Genomic DNA, 18,202 nt, shown 5'->3' with positions numbered 1-18,202 from the left:
CCTCAACGCCGGTTCAATGCACGCCCTGGTCCGCCAGCCAGCGCTCGGCGTCGATCGCGGCCTTGCACCCCATGCCCGCGGCGGTCACCGCCTGCCGATAGACGCTGTCCACGCAATCGCCCGCGGCGAAAACTCCGTCGATGTTCGTCGTGGAGCGGTACGGGTCTTTCAACTTGATATAACCCTTCGCGTCGAGTTCGAGCTGCCCATTCAAAAATCCCGTCGCCGGCGTATGACCGATGGCGATGAACAAGCCGCCGACCGGAAGCGTGCTCTCCTCACCCGTCTTGGTGTCCTTCAGCCGAAGTCCCGAGATCATCGTATCGCCCAGTACGTCTATGACGGTCTTGTTCCAATGAAACGCGATCTTGGGGTTTTCATGGGCACGCTTCGCCATGATCTTGCTCGCCCGAAGCGCGTCGCGACGATGGATCATGTGTACTTTGCTGGCGTACTTCGTCAAATACGTCGCCTCTTCCACCGCCGAATCGCCCCCGCCCACGACCGCCAGCTCCTTGTTGCGAAAAATCGGAATCGCGCCATCGCACACGGCGCACGCGCTCACGCCCCCGCCGCTCCGCGCCAGGCGCAACTCGTTTTTCAGCCCCAGCCAGTTGGCCGTCGCTCCCGTCGAGACAATCACGCTGTGCGCCCGATAGACCGTGTCGTCTTCGGCAATCACCTTGAACGGCCGCGACGAAAAATCGACCGCCTTGCAATCCTGGTATTTCGACGAATGGCCGTCGTCGGGGTTGGACACGTCCGGGTTCAGCCCATCGTCGGTGACGATGCGCGTGCCGAAGCGAACCGCCTGCCGCTCGAAATTGGACATCATCGCCGGGCCCATGATGCCTTCGGGAAATCCCGGATAATTCTCCACCTCGGTCGTGAGCATCAACTGCCCGCCCGGCAGCGTCAGCGACGGCGTGCTCTTGGGCCGACCGGCGAACACAAGCGGCGACAGATTGGCTCGCGCTGCGTAGATCGCCGCCGTCCAGCCCGCGGGTCCGGATCCGATGATGATCACTTTCTCTACCGATGAATCGGATTTCTGCATCATGAAAATCGCCCCTGTATCGGATGAATGGTCTCCCCTCAACTGGTCCGTTGATGATAGGAGCGTCATCCAGCGCCGTCGAGGGTGCGGTCGCGCCCAGTCGCCGCGATGATGCGACACGCGCTTGCAGCCGAGCCGCGCGTCTTCTAGCATACGTCCGCATGGAAGCGACCCGAGCGATTCATTTCTTTGTCATGCGCCTTCGCTTCATCGCGCGATCCTGCCTGCTCGTCGCGCCGCTGCTGGGTACAGCGTGTTCGCAGCTGGCCCCGCCCCAGCCGGTGGTCTTCAAGACCGAGGATTGGACCTACCGAGGCACGCCGGGCAAGAAACTGACGTCGTCACACTATGTTGTTTATACAACTTGCAAAAACGAGCGTTTCGTCAACGCCCTGCCGACCTTCCTGGAATCCTGCTGGGACGCCTACGAGGAGATGATCCCCACCCGGCACAGCCTCGAACAGCCGCTGCCCACTTATTTCTTCGGCACGCGCTGGCAGTGGGAGCGCTTCACCGAGGAGTTCACCGGCCCCCGCGCCCCGACTTACAAAAAAATTCGCTCCGGCGGGTTTTCAGAACGCGGCGTCACGATCTCGCATTACTCCTCCCAGCGTGCCAGCCTGTCCATCCTGGCCCACGAAGGCCTGCATCAATACCTCGAAGTCACGCGCGGCAAGAACATCCCCGCCTGGCTGAACGAGGGGCTTGCCTGTTACTTCGAATCGTTCGACGTGGACGCCGCCAATCGTGCCCTGTTCAAGCCCGAAAAGAACACACTTCGGATTCCGGCCTTGCGCGAAGCGCTGATCGCGCAAACGCTCATTCCGCTTCGCGAGATTCTCTCCACCAACGCGGGCATCGCGGTCCAGCAAAGTTCCACCCACGTGCAGAATTATTACGCGCAGGAGTGGTCACTCGTGCTCTTCCTGATGCGCGATTCACAGGACAACCTCTATCGCGATGCGTTCCGACAACTTCTGAACGAACTGGGCACCGAAGACATGGATCGCAAGGCCCGCGCCTACCTCGCCGCCGACACCGACGCCCGCATGTCCACCGGCGAGGCCATCTTTCGCGCCTACCTCACCGAGGACATCGACGGATTCGAGAAACAATACCACGCCTACCTCCACAAGCTCCTGGGTCTGAAACCCCGCACCCCATGAAGGCAAAGCGTCGTCAACGCGACCGGTCGCCGTCGAGCGGCGACGTCTATCAAAGCCCGCTGGTCGCGCGCAACGCCTCGGCCGAGATGATCGCGCTCTTCTCGCCCTTGCATCGCGTCCGCACCTGGCGGCAAATCTGGATCGCCCTGGCCGAGGCGCAGCGCGAACTCGGACTGCCGATCACCGAGAAGCAGATTCGCGCGCTTCGCGCCGTGATGGACGACGTCGATTTCGACGCCGCGGCCAAACACGAACAGCGCCTGCGCCACGACGTGATGGCCCATCTGCACGCTTTCGGCGATCAGTCCCCGGCCGCTCGCGGCATCCTGCACCTCGGCGCCACGAGCATGGACATCGTCGACAACGCCGACCTGATCATCATGCGCCAGGGGCTGCGCCTCATCCGAAGCTGGTTGCTCGAAATCATCGACCGCTTCGCGGAACAGGCGGCGCGACACCGCGCGCTGCCGTGTCTGGGCTACACGCATTTTCAACCCGCGCAGCTCACGACCGTCGGCAAACGCATCTGCCTGTGGTGCTGGGATTTCGTCCGCGATCTGAACGAGGTCGAACGGCTGCGGCATGGCATGCCCTTTCGCGGCATCCGCGGCGCGACCGGCACGCAAGCGGGATTCCTCGGGCTGTTCAAGGGCAACGCCGCGAAGGTCCGCCGGCTCGAACAACTCGTCGCACAGAAACTGCTCTTTGATGGCTGCGAGCCGGTCACCGGCCAGACCTACTCGCGCAAGCTCGACGCGCAGGTCATCTCCACCCTGGCGAACATCGCCGCGGGCGTCCACAAATTCGCCAACGACCTGCGCCTCCTCGCCGGGCTGAAGGAAATGGAAGAGCCGTTCGAGTCGGACCAGATCGGCAGCTCGGCCATGCCCTACAAACGCAACCCCATGCTCTGCGAGCGTGCCACAGGTCTGGCACGTTTCGTCATCAGCCTTGCACAGTCCGCCTATCTGAACGCCGCCGAGCAATGGCTCGAGCGCACCCTCGACGATTCCAGCAACAAGCGACTGCTGATTCCCGAAGCCTTTCTCGCGACCGACGGCATGCTTCAGATCGTCGCGCGCGTCGCGGCCGGCCTCGTTGTGAATCCAAAGGTCATCGCCGCGCGCGTCGAGGCCGAGCTGCCCTTCATCGCCACCGAGGAAATCCTCCTCGCCGCGGCCGCCAAGGGCGGCGACCGACAGGCCTTGCACGAAAAGCTCCGCCTCCATTCCCACGCCGCGGGGTTGGAGGTCAAACAACACGGTCGACCCAACGATCTCCTGAAACGCATCAGCGGCGACCGGGCGTTTTCGGGTGTTCGGCTGGATTCGATCCTCGATCCCGCGCGGCACGTCGGCCTCGCCCCGATGCAGGTCGATGAATTCCTCAAAAAGGTCATCGCCCCATTAAAGAAAAAGTTCGCCGACATCGCGCGACGAAAGCCGCAAATCAACGTGTAGACCCGCCAGGACGAGTCGCAACCACCGCCCCCCCTTGCAATGGCTGGAGCCAACCATGACCAAACAAGAACTCGCGGAACGAATCCGGGCCGTCGCTTACCTCGAAGGCGAATTCACCCTGCGATCCGGCAAGAAGTCCAGTTTCTACGTGGACAAGTACCTCTTCGAAACCCAGCCCGACATCCTCGCCGAGCTGGGCCGATTGTTCGCGCAGAAGGCGACGCCGAAAACGACCCTGTTCGCCGGCGCGGAGCTGGGCGGCGTCGCCCTGGCAGCCGCCGCGTCCTTGGCCTCCAACAAACCCTTCGTCATCCTGCGCAACGCGAAGAAAGATTACGGCACCGGCAAGACCCACGAGGGCCGGCTCAATCCCGGCGACGTGGTCCTGCTTGTTGAAGACATCGCCACGACCGGCGGGCAAGTGCTTGAAGCCGCGCGCGACCTCGCCGCCGCCGGAGCGACCGTCGAAAAGATCGTCGCCGTCGTCGATCGCGGCCAAGGCGCGGCCGACAACATCCGCAACGCGGGCTACGCCTTCGAAGCCCTCTTCAACTCCGCCGATCTCCGACTGCCCACCGCGCAGTAGGCTCGTTTTTCGGCGACAATTCCGGCATGGCGAAGCACGATACGGCGCCCCCCCTCGCACCCAGCCCCTGGTTTGCCGGGCCGTTGCTCGTCGCGCTCGTGTTCGTCGCGTATCTGCCCGCCATCTCCGCGGGCTTCATCTGGGACGACGATCATTACGTCACGCAGAACCCGGTCCTCCGAACGCAGGACGGTTTGAACCGTATCTGGTTCGACCTCGGCGCCACGCCCCAATACTACCCGCTCGTGCATACATCGTTCTGGATCGAATACCGCCTCTATCGACTGAACCCGATCGGTTATCACGCCGTCAACATCCTGCTCCACGCGGCTAACGCAGTCGTTCTCTGGCAGCTCCTGCGTCGATTGCACTTGCGCGGCGCGTGGCTGGCAGCGACGCTCTTCGCCCTTCACCCGATCAGTGTCGAATCGGTGGCATGGGTCACCGAACGAAAGAACGTCTTGTCGGCATTCTTCTATCTCACCGCGGCGATCGTTTACATCCGATGGATGCAACGTCGCGGCGATCTCGATGTAGGGACGCCACCAAGCCCCCCGCAAACCGCAACAGCAAGCAGAGCGACCGGGAGAAAAACGTACCTCCTCGCGCTGGCGCTCTTCGTCTGCGCGCTGCTTAGCAAGACCGTCACCGCCTCCCTCCCAGCCGCGATTCTCCTGATCGCATGGTGGAAGACGGGCAGACTCACGCGCCGACAAGTCCTCCCGACGCTGCCGATGTTCGCCCTCGCCATCGCTGCGGCCGCGCTCACCGCCTGGATGGAACGGTCCGAAGTCGGCGCCGAAGGCGCGGATTGGAACTTTTCCATCGCCGATCGCTTCCTCATCGCCGGCCGCGCATGCTGGTTCTACCTCGCCAAGCTCCTCTGGCCTCATCCGCTCGTGTTCATCTACCCGCGCTGGACGATTGATGATTCGCAATGGTGGCAGTACGCATTCCCCGTGGCCGCCGTCGCGCTCATTGCCACGCTGTTCGTGCTGCGCCATCGGATCGGTCGCGGCCCTCTCACCGCCGCGCTCTTCTTCGGTGGCACGCTCTTCCCCGCGCTGGGCTTCTTCAACGTCTACCCGATGCGATTCTCCTTCGTCGCCGACCACTTTCAGTACCTCGCCGCGATCGGACCGCTCACGCTCATCGCCGCTGCGATTCCGCGAATCTTCTCTCGCCGCCAGGACCAGGACCGAGCGAACGTGAGTACGCTTAGCCTCGCTGTAATCGCCATTCTCACCACGCTCGGCACGCTCACCTTTCGCCAAGCGCGAATCTATCGCGACATCGAAACGCTCTGGCGACACACCCTCGCGCACAACCCCGACTGCTGGATGGCCCACGGCAATCTCGCCAAAACGCTCGCCGAACGGGGCGATACCGCCACCGCACTCGATCACGCGCGCCGCGTGCTCGACGCCCGCCCCGACCTCCCATCCTCTCACACAAACTATGGCGATATCTTGTCGATCGCCCGCCGCCCCGCAGAGGCCATTCCTTACTACCAGCGCGCGCTGGAAATCAATCCCCGCCATCTCAAAGCCCACTTCGGCCTCGCTGACGCACTCATGGCTCTTAATCGCCCGGCTGACGCCGTTCCGCATTATCAATCCGTTCTCGAAGCCCGCCCTGATTTCCCGACCTGCCTTCGCCGCATCGGCGCCGCCTACGAAGCCGCAGGCCGATACGCTGACGCGCTGACGTCGTACACCCGCGCGCTCGAGTTGCAACCCCAATCCGCCGAAACGCTCTACGGCATCGGCCGTGCCAACTTTTTCATGAACAACCTGACCGTTGCCGGCGAGTTCTTTCGCCGTACCATCGCCGTGAAGCCCGACCACGCCGAGGCCTGCAACGATCTCGCCACCGTCCTGGCGGCGCTCGGTAACGACGCCGACGCCCTGAAATGCCTCGACCGGGCCATTCAAATCAATCCCGATTACGTCGTCGCCCGGTTCAATCGCGCGCTGTTGCTGGAGGGCCTGGGCCGCGCTGCCGACGCAGCCGCCGAACTGCAATCGGTCCTTCGGCTGCAACCGGACCACGCCGAAGCGGCCGAGCGGCTGGCCCGGCTCCGCACCGTCGGCTCGCCTACGCCGACCAGCGCGCCCATGCCGCGTCCTTAAGCGTTCGCGAGGGGAACCCCCCGTTTAACGCGCATCGCCCTTACAATCCCGGCATGTCATTGCCTGTGGTTGCCATTGTCGGCCGGCCGAACGTCGGCAAAAGCTCGCTGCTGAACCTGCTGGCGCGTCGCCGAGTCAGCATTGTCGATCCCACGCCCGGCGTCACGCGCGATCGCGTCTCGGCCGTCTGCGATCTGGATGACCGCTATTTCGAGCTGATCGACACCGGCGGCTACGGAATCGAAGATCAGGACAATCTCACCGAACACGTCGAACAGCAAATTCGCTTCGCCATCGACGGCGCGGCGCTCATTCTGTTCGTCGTCGACATCCGCGCCGAGATCACCCCGCTGGATTTGGAAGTCGCCCGGCTGCTGCGCGGCGTCAAGACGCCCGTACAACTCGTGGCCAACAAGGCCGACACCGAGGCGATCGAACATCTCGCCGGGCATTTCATCGCGCTGGGCTTCGGCGAACCGTTCTGCGTCTCGGCGCTGCACGCGCGCCATCGCCGCGAACTCATGGAGCTGATCCTTGAGCGCGTCGGCGATCTCGCGCCGGACAAAGCCCCCGACCCGGTGATGAAGCTCTGTCTCGTCGGGCGGCGGAACGTCGGCAAAAGCACCTTCATCAACGCCCTGGCCGGCGAGGAGCGGGTCATCGTCTCCGAAGTCCCCGGCACCACGCGCGACAGCATCGACGTGCGCGTCAACCTCGATGGCCGCGAGTTCCTCGCCATCGACACCGCCGGGCTGATGAAGAAAGGCAAGCACAAGACGGATGTCGAATTCTACGGCTACAGCCGCGCCCTCGCCTCGATCCGACGAAGCGACGTCGCGCTCTTTCTCATTGACGCCACCGTTCCCATCAGCGACGTGGACAAGAAACTCGCCGGTTACATTGTCGAGGAGTTCAAACCCTGCGTGCTGGTCATCAACAAGTGGGACCTCGCCAAGGGCCGCGCCGACGCCGAAGCCTACGGCGAGTATCTCTCCAAGACGATGCCCCACCTGGCTTACGCCCCCATCGCCTTCACGACTGCCGTCGCCGGCCGCAACATTCGATCGACCATCGAACTTGCGCAGTCGCTTTTCAATCAGGCGCGGCAGCGCGTCACGACCGGCCAGCTCAATCGCGTCATCGAAGAGGCCGTCGCCGCGCAGCAGCCGATGGCCGGCAAGCACGGCGGGCAACCGAAGCTGTACTACGCGACGCAAATCTCGGTGGCGCCGCCGACCATCGTCTTGTTTGTGAACAACACGGCGCTGATCAAGGAGCAGTACCGCCGATTCGTGGAAAAGCGCATTCGCGAAGCTTTACCCTTCGAGGAAGTCCCGATACGATTAATCTGGCGGGCCAGGGAGTCGCGCGAGGGCGCTTCGCGGGGAGCACCCGCTCGCGGCGCGGGGCCGGACAACGCCTGAAGGCAGGTCACTGCCCATGCCCATTGAAATCCACTGCACGCATTGCAACCACTTGATCAAGGCGCCGGATGAAGCCGCCGGAAAAATGGGCAAATGCCCGCACTGCCAGGGCGTCAATTACATCCCGCGGCCCGTGACCGAGGATGACGAACTCGATCTCGCGCCGATTGACGATGCCGAAGAGCAACGCCGCAAAAAGGCCGCATTGGAAGACGCCGCCTTTCAACGCCGGTTGCTTCACGAACGAAGCATTCCCGGAGAATCCAGCGGCAAACCCTCGACGCGCACGGGCAATCCTGCGTCGACTGGTACGCAACGATCCTTCCCGGCCGGATCCGGACCGTCCGCCTCCAACAGCGCGGTCACCTCCAAAGAAGTCGCCCTGCTCATTGTTCGTTTTGTCGACGCCATGAGCGCCGGCAAGCTCGAACAAGCCGACGAATTCGCCGCCCAGCTCGCTAAGCACAAGAACGCCGCCCTGATCGCCCTCGATGAAATCGCTCGCGACGATTCCAACGCCTACGGTCTGCCTGTGCTCCCTCGACCTGTTCTGATTGGGTTTCTCAAGCAACTCCGTTCGCGGCTCTGACGCATGGTTCGGGGTCCGTGTATACCCGCCGCTTGTTGATTCGTGATAACACACAGCCCCGCAAGCGGTTCAGCGGGATTCCAATGGTCAAAACCATTGATTTCACGCCGCCGTTCTGTAACAATTGAGTAATCGGCTGGATCGTGGCAGCCGTGTGTGGCAGCCGTGCAGCCGTGCAGCCGTGTTTTGAAACAAGCTCGTGAGGGTGAGGGTGACGAGAATGCAATCCAAGTCCGGGTTTCCGTTCGGATGCGCTGGCACCATCCTGCTGGCGCTTGCTCTTCAAACGACCCACGCGAACGAAGTCGTCGTCCGCAACGACAGTTTTGACCCGCCGGGAAACGTCAACGTGCAGGCGGGTTTTGTCGCGAACGAACGCGCGGCCGCATGGCTCACCTCGCCCTGCGGCGGCAACATCGTCGCCGTTCAGATCCTCTGGCGATCGGTATCGGGCACCACCGGTCAGAGCCTCGAAGAGAACATTACCATCCATGCCGACGGCACCTTCCCGACGCCCGGCCCGGTCCTGTTGACGCTCGAAGGACCCGTGATGACCGACAACGCCATCAATGAGTTTCGATACATTGACGAACAACAGACCATCCCGATCAGCATTCCCGTTACCAATGGCCAGCGGTTCGTCGTGAGCTTCCAGTTCGCGAACAACCCCAGCCCGACCAACGGCCCCAGCGTCTGCACCGACGTCGGCTCCGGGTGCCAGCCGCAGAAGAACGGAATCTTCGCGATTCCACCGAGCGCATGGTTTAACTCCTGTTTCCTTGGCGTCAGCGGCGATTTTATCATCCGAGCGGTCGTCGATTGCACCGACACGCCCGGCGCGTGCTGCGTTCCGAATGGCAATTGCGTCCCGAACCTGACTCTTAGCCAGTGCCAGCAGCAGGGCGGCCTGTGGAAAGGCCCGAACAGCACCTGCACGACCAGCGCCTGCAACCAGGCCTGTTGTTTCCAGCCGTCGGGCTGTGTTGATCTGTCGCTCTCGAATTGCAATGGAGCCGGCGGCTTCCCACAGGGTCTCGGCACGACCTGCGCGACGACGATCTGTTTCCCCGATGGCGCCTGCTGCCGGCCCGACGGCGTCTGCGTCGACGGCACGTCTCCCAGTGAATGCGAGAACCTCGGCGGCATCTGGCAAGGCAACAATTCGCTTTGCCAGAACGTCAGTTGCCCACAGCCGAACGCAGCGTGCTGTCTGGCGAACAATTTCTGCCTGTTCATCACCCAGGCGGAGTGCGGTCAGATTCCCAATGCCTCCTGGAAGGGTTACCCGACCGACTGCTCCGACGGCAACGGCGACAGCATCGCCGACGCGTGCCAGAATCTTTGCGCCGGTGTCCTGAAGGGTGACATGAACTTCGACACCCTTCGCAACGGCGGCGACATCAGCGGCTACGTCGAAGAATGGCTGAACCCCAGCGCGCCCGGCTCCCCCAGCGCCTGCGCCGCCGATTTCGACGGGAACAATACGCTCTCGTCCAGCGATCTGACGGCGTTCGTCAACTGCCTGCTCACGGGCAGCTGCGTCAACTGACATCCGGCCCGCGCGTCGTCCGGCGCTCCGCCTCCACAATCGCCAGGTGCCGCACCAGTTGCGTCATCTCGCGCCCCAGATGGCGCAGACGCAGATAGACCATCCAAAAGCCGATCATCATTACCACCACGGCGCAATAGAAAACAAGGTCCGCGCCACGCCCGATTCCCAAACGCTGCGCCACCCACCCCGTCGACGCGGGCCAGGCCGTCGCGACGCCCGCCAGCACGCACAGCGAAGCCCAAAGCAGGCTTGCGCGTTTCGTCGTCCAGCCGCGCACGACGCAGACAATGTTCACTGCCAGCAACCCCGCCAGGACCGCCAGCACGACCAGTTGAAAGTAATTCATCGAATCACCCTTCCAAGCAGATATTGCATCACAATGCGCAGCGCCCCGCGCGACGATTGTCCCTTTGCAAGCGAGTATTCCGTGTAGCGAATCCGTACCGGCACCTCACGGAACGGCAGACCACTCGACGCCACCTGATCCAGCAGCTCGCTGGCGTGCGCCATGCCGTCAAGCGTGATGTGTATCCGCTCGGCCGCGCGGCGCGAAAACGCGCGAAACCCGTTGTGCGTGTCGGTCAGACGCTTGCCGCTCGTCAACCATGTAAACACAACGCCCAGACGCAACATCCATCGCCGCGTCATCGGAACGTTTTCCGCCTCGCCCAGAAACCGCGAACCCAGCGTAATGTCGCACTCGCCAGCCGCGATCGGACCGATCATCGCGGGGAGGTCCTCGGCCTGGTGCTGGCCGTCGGCGTCGAACGTGACGAGGTATTCCGCGCCGCGGCGCAGAGCGTAGTCGATGCCCGTTTGAAGCGCCGCGCCCTGGCCCCGATTTATCGCGTGACGCAACACATGGGGCGTGACGCGGCCGGCCGCTTCAAAGGTCGCATCCCTGGACCCATCGTCGACCACGACGACGTGATCGACGTATTCCAGCACGCCGCGCGCGACGCCCTCGATCGCCGACGCCTCGTTGTATGCCGCGATGATGACGTATGTCTGCTTCCGAACGGAGTCGGGCAGCAAGGCACAATCAGAAGCTGGCTGCGGCGATGAAATCATGGCATGGTCGCGAGGTCTCCGTCCCGGCGCGGGTCGGCTGCCCCGGTCTTTCTCTGGTCTTTCTATCGACCATTCTACCGCCTTGGTTCCGAGCCGACGGCGTCCCATTCGGACCATGCGCCGGCGTGCTGCCGCCCGATTCCCGCGGTATCGTACGCGCCATCATGGCTCGACGCGCACGCCGACGCTCGCCCAACTCACATACGAATCCGCAGCCTCACCGCGCCGCGGCGCCGGTTTCGGACGAGTCGGCACGCGACCCCGCACCGGCTCGCATCCCTGTTCCCGTCGCCTGCCTGATCCTGGCCACGGCAGCGATGATCGCCTATCTGCCCGGCTTTGGAGGCGCCTTCCTCTTCGACGATGCCGCAGAAATCACGCAGAATGAAACGATCACTTCGTTGCGCCCCTGGTCGCGTTTTTTTGACAACAACACGCGGCCGGTGGCCTCCCTTTCGTTCGCCCTCAACTACGCCGTCGGCGGCCTCGAACCGATCGGCTACCACGTCGTCAACTTCGTCATCCATCTCCTGGCGGGTCTGACGCTGTTTGCTATCCTGCGTCGCGTCTTCTCGATGCTTCGCTCGGACCTACCACCGGACCCGGCACTCCAGACCGCGAGTGCGTCATCCCTCGCACTGGTCATTGCCCTCTTCTGGCTCGTGCATCCGCTCCAGACCCAGGCAGTCACCTACATCGTGCAACGGACCGAATCGCTCGCCGCACTGTTCTGTCTGGTTGCCCTCTACGCCTTTCACCGCGCCGCCACCGCCGCCGAGCGTAACAGCCCACGCCGTGCGACCCGGAGCCGGTTCGGCTGGGCCAGCGTCGCCGCAGGCGCTTGCGCCTTGGGCATGGCCACCAAGCAAACCGCCCTGGTCATGCCGATCATCCTCTTCCTTTTTGATTGGATCGTGATCGCGCCTCGCCAGGGAACGAGCGCCATTCATCGCTGGCCCGTCCATCTGTTGATCGCCGCAGCGTGGATCGTCCCCTTGGCAGGCGGCACGTTCGCCGCGGCCGTCGGAGCCGACCCGTATGCCGCGACCGGCTTCGCCTTCAAAGGCATTTCGCCACTTGACTATCTCAAAACCCAGGCCGGCGTCATTCTTCACTACCTTCGGCTCACGCTCTGGCCGCATCCGCTCTGCCTCGATTACGACTGGCCGGTTGCGCGCACGCCGATGCAATTCGTCCCCCAGGGACTGGTCATTCTCGCATTGCTGGGAACGGCCGCCATCACAGCGCTGCGCCGCCACGCGCTCGGCTTTGCCTTGCTGGCGTTCTTTATCCTGCTGGCGCCGACATCCAGCTTCATTCCCATCAAGGACGTGATCTTCGAGCACCGCATGTACCTGCCGCTCGCGCCGATCATCGCCATCGTCGTCGTCGCCGTTCATCGCGCGATGCGCCATCCATGGCGACGCGCCCGCATCCCGCTCGTCATGCTCGCCACGGCTTGCCTGATGACGCTTACCTTCCTGCGCAATCGCGATTACCGCGACCCCATCACCATGTGGACCAACGTCACCGTCAAACAACCCACCAACGCCCGCGCCTTCAACAACCTCGGCAACGCCTTGAGCCTCGCCGGCCGCGACGATGACGCCCGCCGCGCCTTCGAGACCGCCCTCCGGCTCGATCCCAACCATGCCGACGCCCTCTACAACCTCGGCCGACTGCTGCACGACGCCGGTCGTATACAGGACGCGATCGCGCTGTACCGCCGTGCCCAAGCCGCCGCGCCTCACGAAATCGAATCGTCCATCCAGCTAGGCAATGCCCTGACGGACCTGAACGATCTCACCGGCGCAGCCGCCGAATTCGAACGGGCCCTCACCGCCGCCACGCCCCGAACCCCGCGCCGGCTCCTCGCGCGGGCGCATTTCAATCTTGCCAACACCCGCGCCCGCCAGAATCGAATCGAAGATGCTGAAACACATTACACCGCCGCCCTCCATACCAAGCCCGACTACGCTCCCGCCCATCGCGGACTCGGATGGATCGCCGAACGGCAAGGCCGGCTCGATGACGCCATCGCTCACTACCAGGCCGCTCTCGCGATCGACCCCTCCGACGGGCAGGCCCGTGCCTCGCTTGACGCGCTCACCTCACGAGCGCCCGCCCGCTTGACGCCGTCGCCCTGATCGCGCGATCACCTCGCGGCGGCGATTCCACACCGGCGCGCCGATTCCTTATACTTCGCACCCATGACCAGCCCCCATGCCCTGATCCTCGATGGCTCGCCGATTCCCTTCAAATCGCTGGATGCCACGCTCGGTCAGCCGCTGCGTGTGACCCTCGCTCCCAAGGCCGTCGCGGCCATGGCCGCTTCGCGAGGTCAAATAGACAAACTGATTTCATCCGGCGCCGCGATCTACGGCGTCAACACCGGTTTCGGCAAGCTCTGCAACATCCGCATCCCGAACGACCGGCTCACCACGTTGCAGGAAAACCTGCTCATCTCCCACGCCGTCGGCGTCGGCCCCCCCGTGCCAGACGACCTCGTGCGCCTGATGCTGCTCTTCAAGATTAACGCCCTCGCTCGCGGCGCCAGCGGCGTGCAGCCCGCTTGCGTCGAGTGCCTCGTTCACATGCTCAACGCGGATCTGCTGCCCGTCGTCCCCACACGCGGCTCACTCGGTGCATCGGGAGACCTCGCCCCGCTGGCGCACCTTGTCCTCCCGCTCATCGGCCGGGGGCAGATTCGTGCGAACGGGCAGGTCCTCCCCGCCGAACAGGCCTTCGCGGCGAACGGCATCGCGCCGGTCAAACTCGCCGCCAAGGACGGCCTCGCCCTGATCAACGGCACGCAGTTCATGCTGGCGTACGCAGCCTCCATTGCAATCCGCGCGGCGCGACTCGCCAAGACGGCGGATCTCGTCGCGAGCATGTCGCTGGAGGCGCTTCGTGGCAGTGCTCGTCCGTTTGACGACCGGTTGATGCAACTTCGACCGCACCCCGGCGCGGCGGAGACGGCCTCGAACATGCGCAAACTCCTCGCCCGCAGCGAAATCCTCCCGTCTCATGCGAATTGCGACAAAGTGCAGGATCCCTACAGCCTGCGCTGCATTCCCCAGGTTCACGGTGCCTGCCGCGATGCGCTGCGGCATGCGACGGAGGTCTTCGAGCGAGAGGCCGGCGCGGTCACGGACAATCCCGTTCTCGTCGACGACGAGGTCATCTCGGGCGGACTGTTCCACGGCGAACCCCTCGCCATGACGCTCGACTATCTCGCGATCGCCCTCTCGGAATGGGCCAACATCTCCGAGCGGCGAACCTACTTGTTACTCTCCGGCCACGACGGATTGCCGCCGCTGTTGCTCAACGACACCGGAATCAATAGCGGACTGATGATCCCCCAGTACACGGCCGCCGCGCTGGTGAACGAGTGCAAGCTGCTGGCCGCGCCGGCCTCCACCGATTCCATTCCAACCAGTCTCGGTCAGGAGGACCACGTCAGCATGGGCGCCAACGGCGCGCTGAAATGCCGACAGTCCATCGACAACGCCGAGATCGTGCTGGCGATCGAGTTACTCACCGCTGCGCAGGCATTGGACTTCCGCGCGCCGCTCAAGCCCGGGATCGGCCCGCTGGCGGCGCACGCCGCGGTGCGCCGCGTCATCCCGTTTGCGACGGCCGATCGGGCCTTTGGACAAGACATTCAGAACGCGTTGGCGCTGGTGCAGGATCGGGCGTTCCTCAACGAAATCGAAGCCGCCGTCGGCCCGCTCGCCTGATCCACAACCATTCTCATGCACCCTCGTTTGCACCGCTTTTCACGAGCCGTGCATTGCAGTAATCTATTTGACTCGGGAAACGAAACGCGAACGCGCAGCCTGCGCCGGTCGAGAACCGGAAATCGAGGAGCACCATGGCCACGAAAAAAGAACTGCTGACCACGCCCATCGAACACATTGACATCACCAAGTTCGACTACGCCAAGCTTGTCGGCTCGATGGAGCACATGGCCTACAGCAGCCGCGATTTGCACCGCGCTGCCACGATCTACAACATGATGCTCAACGATGCCGATTGCGGCATCATCCTCTGCATGGCCGGTTCGCTGGTCTCGGCGGGGCTGAAGAAGGTCTTTGCCGACATGGTGCGCAACCGCATGGTCGATTGCATCGTCAGCACCGGGGCCAACCTGATCGATCAGGACTTCTTCGAGGGACTGGGCTTCAAGCATTACCTCGCTCCGGATCGCTTCAAGTCGGGCATGGAGGACGACACGCTCCGCGAACTGCACATCGACCGCATCTACGATACGTTCATTGACGAAGACGAGCTGCGCATCTGCGACGACGTCACCAAGCAAATCTTCGACGGCCTCATGCCGCGGGCCTATTCCTCGCGCGAATTGCTCCGCGAGTTCGGCCGCTACCTCGACCAGAACGGCAAGAATCGTGATTCGATCCTGCTCGCGGCCTACGAGAACGACGTGCCGATCTTCGCCCCGGCCTTTTCGGATTGCTCGGCCGGTTTCGGATTGGTGGCGCACATCGCCGAGCGCGGCGGCAAGGATCACGTCATCTGGGACGGCGGGCGCGATTTTTATGAACTGACGCAGTTGAAGATTCAGTGCCCGCGCACCGGCATCTTCATGATCGGCGGCGGTGTGCCCAAGAACTTCACGCAGGACGTTGTCGTCGCCGCGGAAATCCTCGGACAGGACGTCGAGATGCACCGCTATGCGATTCAGGTCACCGTGGCCGACGTACGCGACGGCGCCCTCTCCAGCAGCACGCTCAAAGAGGCCTCAAGCTGGGGCAAGGTCGACACCGCCTTTGAGCAAATGGTCTACAGCGAGGCGACGCTGGCGGTGCCGGCGATCGTCGGCTACGGCTACGGCCAGGGGGCGTGGAAGAAGCGCGAGGCCCGGCGCTGGCAGAAGTTCTTTGAGATGACGCCGCAGCATGTCTAATCTGATCGCCGTCACCGGCGCCGCGGGCTTCATCGGGTCGAACCTGGCGCACCGCCTGGCGCGCGACGGGCACGATCTGATGCTCGTCGATCGTGAGGTCACGCCCGCCAAAGCGCCGAATCTCAACGGGCTGCCCGCCGCACGCCTCCGCCCCGCCGGCGACGTGCTCCGGCACGATCAGTTTCTCGACGATCTCGAAGCCGGGCGGCTCAAGCCCGATGTCGTCTTCCACCTCGGCGCGTGCAGCCGAACGACCGAAACAAATTGGGAGTTTCTTCAGGAGATCAACATCCGCTACACGCAGCGGCTCTGGAACTGGTGCGCCGCGAACAATCGATCGCTCATCTATGCCTCCAGCGCCGCGACCTATGGCGACGGCAGGATGGGCTTCAACGATCGCACCCCGCCGAGCGAGCTGAAACCGCTCAATCTCTATGGCAAAAGCAAGAACGACTTTGACCAATGGGCGCTGGAACAGGTCACGGCGGGCCGCCCCGCGCCGCCGTGCTGGGCCGGCGTCAAGTTCTTCAACGTCTACGGCCCGCGCGAGGGACACAAGGACCGCATGGCCAGCGTCGTCTGGCACGCGCGCCGGCAGATTCTCGACACCGGCGAGGTGCGCCTGTTCAAGTCAAACGATCCCGCGATTCGCGACGGCGAGCAGCGACGCGATTTTGTCTTCGTCGGCGATTGCGTTGACCACCTGATCTGGCTCTGGATCAACCACGCCCCCAGCGCCCTTTACAACTCCGGCACCGGCACGCCGCGAACCTTTCTCGATCTCGCGCACGCCGTTTTCGCCACGCTCAACCGCGAACCGCGCATCCGTTTCATCGACATGCCGCCCGATGTCGCCGGCCAGTATCAGAACTTCACCCAGGCCGACATGACGCGATTGCGCGAAGCCGGCTATGCCGCAATTGCGACATCGCTCGAAGCGGGCGTTCGGCAGACCCTCGCCGAATAATCTCTGCCTTACTTTGATACCGCGTCGATCTCAATCGGCGGAGGATTCGCGACGTACAAGTCGCCGGGAGGCGACCCGCCCCGCTGAAGCGCTTCGCGCAGGAATAGAACCATCATCCCCGCGGTCGCTCGACGCATCGACTCGCGATCCGCCCCGGTGCCGCAAAACGCTGCGGACGCCGCCGCCGCTGGCTCGTCCAGCATATCCCCGTGGGCATAGTTCTTCGCCACAATTCGCCACGCGGGAGACTGGCTCGACTCGTAAAACTGCACATAGTTGTCTCCAGTCGGTGCGCAGGCGCCGTTCAATCCCGCCCCGATCACCAGCGCCGGCAGATTGAACGGAAACGGTTCCGCTGCCACGCGCGGTTGATTCCCCGCCGGTCCCCCGCGGCCATCCACCGGATCGACCCCGATGATCGCCCGAAATCGCGTTGCATCCTTCAAAGCCGTCAGCCAGGCAACCTTTCCGCCGCGCGAATGCCCGCCGATCGCGAGTCGATCCACCCGGGCGGTCACGCCGGTGACGGCGCTAAGATGCTCGGTCATCCAATCAACCAGCCCCGAAGCGACCTCCGCTTCCTCGAATGCAGTCGGCGTGCCAAACAGCGCCATCAGGCCGGGCTGGTACATCTGCGGCGCGACGACGACAAATCCGTGGCTGGCGATCTGCCGCAACATGCCTTCGTAGGCGCTGCTTTCCACCATGAACCCATGCTGAAACAACAAGACTGCGTAGTGGCCGGGATCCTCTGGTGCGTGAATGCGAAGCAAGACCGGCGCGCCGCGATCGCATCGCTCGATCGCTGTTGACACCACCTGGAGGGGCCCGAACTGGTAGGCATCCGCGGTTCCGACGTACGGCTGCTCCGCGAACGTCTGCGGCGATGGTTGCGTGGCGCTGGTGTTCAGTCGTTCGTTCGGGCACGGGGAAAGCTGCCCGCAGCCGCACGTCAGGAGCGACGTGAGCAGGAATGCGGAAGTGGAACCCCTTTGATACAAAGCACAGACCCTTTCACCTGGTTCATCAACGCGAGATTCAAAAGGAAAATAGCCTCGAAGCGGAAACGCAGCAACCAGCGGAAAAAGTGAAAAAATGAATACCCCCTTCAAAGATGAGGTTCAACCGGCAAATCGTTCAAGAACAATATTGCTTCCTCAAAATTCGTTCATCGATGAACTCGCGGCTTGGCGTTGTTATAATTGCAGCGTGGAATCGCACAAACCATCTCCGCCGGAATCCGTTCAACTCAATAACGTCACCAGCTTCGA

The 18,202-nt window shown here is 63.3% G+C and carries 15 protein-coding genes; 11 read left to right on the top strand and 4 right to left on the bottom strand.

Annotation, left to right across the window (positions count from 1 at the left end; all coding sequences use genetic code 11):
- Positions 1–13: 13 nt before the first annotated feature.
- Positions 14–1,057, bottom strand: a complete 1,044-nt coding sequence (locus HRU71_14700) for a thioredoxin-disulfide reductase (protein QOJ05031.1) — start codon at positions 1,055–1,057, stop codon at positions 14–16.
- A gap of 161 nt (positions 1,058–1,218) precedes the next feature.
- Between HRU71_14700 and HRU71_14695 the strand changes: the two genes are divergently transcribed.
- From HRU71_14695 to HRU71_14665, 7 genes are all read left to right on the top strand, one after another.
- On the top strand, positions 1,219–2,223 hold the full coding sequence (locus tag HRU71_14695) for a DUF1570 domain-containing protein (protein ID QOJ04659.1): 1,005 nt from the start codon (positions 1,219–1,221) through the stop codon (positions 2,221–2,223).
- Positions 2,220–3,683, top strand: a complete 1,464-nt coding sequence (locus tag HRU71_14690; protein ID QOJ04658.1) for an adenylosuccinate lyase — start codon at positions 2,220–2,222, stop codon at positions 3,681–3,683. Before HRU71_14695 ends, HRU71_14690 begins: the two co-directional genes overlap by 4 nt.
- Before the next feature lie 55 nt (positions 3,684–3,738).
- Positions 3,739–4,269, top strand: a complete 531-nt coding sequence (gene pyrE / locus HRU71_14685) for an orotate phosphoribosyltransferase (GenBank protein QOJ04657.1) — start codon at positions 3,739–3,741, stop codon at positions 4,267–4,269.
- Positions 4,270–4,295: 26 nt separating this feature from the next.
- On the top strand, positions 4,296–6,401 hold the full coding sequence (locus HRU71_14680) for a tetratricopeptide repeat protein (protein QOJ04656.1): 2,106 nt from the start codon (positions 4,296–4,298) through the stop codon (positions 6,399–6,401).
- Between the two features lie 53 nt (positions 6,402–6,454).
- Positions 6,455–7,825 (top strand): ribosome biogenesis GTPase Der, encoded by a 1,371-nt coding sequence (gene der, locus HRU71_14675; GenBank protein QOJ04655.1) that lies wholly within the window; start codon positions 6,455–6,457, stop codon positions 7,823–7,825.
- A 16-nt stretch (positions 7,826–7,841) separates the two neighbouring features.
- Positions 7,842–8,414, top strand: a complete 573-nt coding sequence (locus tag HRU71_14670; GenBank protein QOJ04654.1) for a hypothetical protein — start codon at positions 7,842–7,844, stop codon at positions 8,412–8,414.
- A 220-nt stretch (positions 8,415–8,634) separates the two neighbouring features.
- Positions 8,635–9,963: a hypothetical protein gene (locus HRU71_14665; GenBank protein ID QOJ04653.1), complete on the top strand. Its 1,329-nt coding sequence runs from the start codon at positions 8,635–8,637 to the stop codon at positions 9,961–9,963.
- Here the strand turns inward: HRU71_14665 and HRU71_14660 are convergent.
- Both HRU71_14660 and HRU71_14655 read right to left on the bottom strand, forming a co-directional pair.
- Positions 9,956–10,312, bottom strand: a complete 357-nt coding sequence (locus HRU71_14660; GenBank protein QOJ04652.1) for a DUF2304 domain-containing protein — start codon at positions 10,310–10,312, stop codon at positions 9,956–9,958. The genes HRU71_14665 and HRU71_14660 overlap by 8 nt on opposite strands.
- Entirely contained in the window at positions 10,309–11,001 is a 693-nt protein-coding gene (locus tag HRU71_14655) for a glycosyltransferase family 2 protein (GenBank protein ID QOJ04651.1), read from the bottom strand. Before HRU71_14655 ends, HRU71_14660 begins: the two co-directional genes overlap by 4 nt.
- 200 nt (positions 11,002–11,201) lie before the next feature.
- Between HRU71_14655 and HRU71_14650 the strand changes: the two genes are divergently transcribed.
- The 4 genes from HRU71_14650 (at position 11,202) to rfaD (ending at position 16,931) form a co-directional block, all read left to right on the top strand.
- Entirely contained in the window at positions 11,202–13,184 is a 1,983-nt protein-coding gene (locus tag HRU71_14650; GenBank protein QOJ04650.1) for a tetratricopeptide repeat protein, read from the top strand.
- 63 nt (positions 13,185–13,247) lie between these two features.
- Complete coding sequence (gene hutH, locus HRU71_14645) at positions 13,248–14,777, top strand: histidine ammonia-lyase (protein QOJ04649.1); 1,530 nt, start codon at positions 13,248–13,250, stop codon at positions 14,775–14,777.
- A 134-nt stretch (positions 14,778–14,911) separates the two neighbouring features.
- Entirely contained in the window at positions 14,912–15,964 is a 1,053-nt protein-coding gene (locus HRU71_14640; GenBank protein QOJ04648.1) for a deoxyhypusine synthase, read from the top strand.
- Between the two features lies 1 nt (position 15,965).
- Positions 15,966–16,931: an ADP-glyceromanno-heptose 6-epimerase gene (gene rfaD / locus HRU71_14635; protein ID QOJ05030.1), complete on the top strand. Its 966-nt coding sequence runs from the start codon at positions 15,966–15,968 to the stop codon at positions 16,929–16,931.
- Positions 16,932–16,939: 8 nt separating this feature from the next.
- Here the strand turns inward: rfaD and HRU71_14630 are convergent, their stop codons facing one another.
- Positions 16,940–17,932 (bottom strand): dienelactone hydrolase family protein, encoded by a 993-nt coding sequence (locus HRU71_14630; GenBank protein QOJ04647.1) that lies wholly within the window; start codon positions 17,930–17,932, stop codon positions 16,940–16,942.
- Positions 17,933–18,202 lie beyond the last annotated feature (270 nt).

The sequence above is a fragment of the Planctomycetia bacterium genome, from assembly GCA_015200345.1.
Lineage (GTDB): Bacteria > Planctomycetota > Phycisphaerae > UBA1845 > UTPLA1 > PLA3.
Note: the sequence above shows the minus strand (reverse complement) of the source record. Positions and strands in the feature narration are given on the sequence as shown.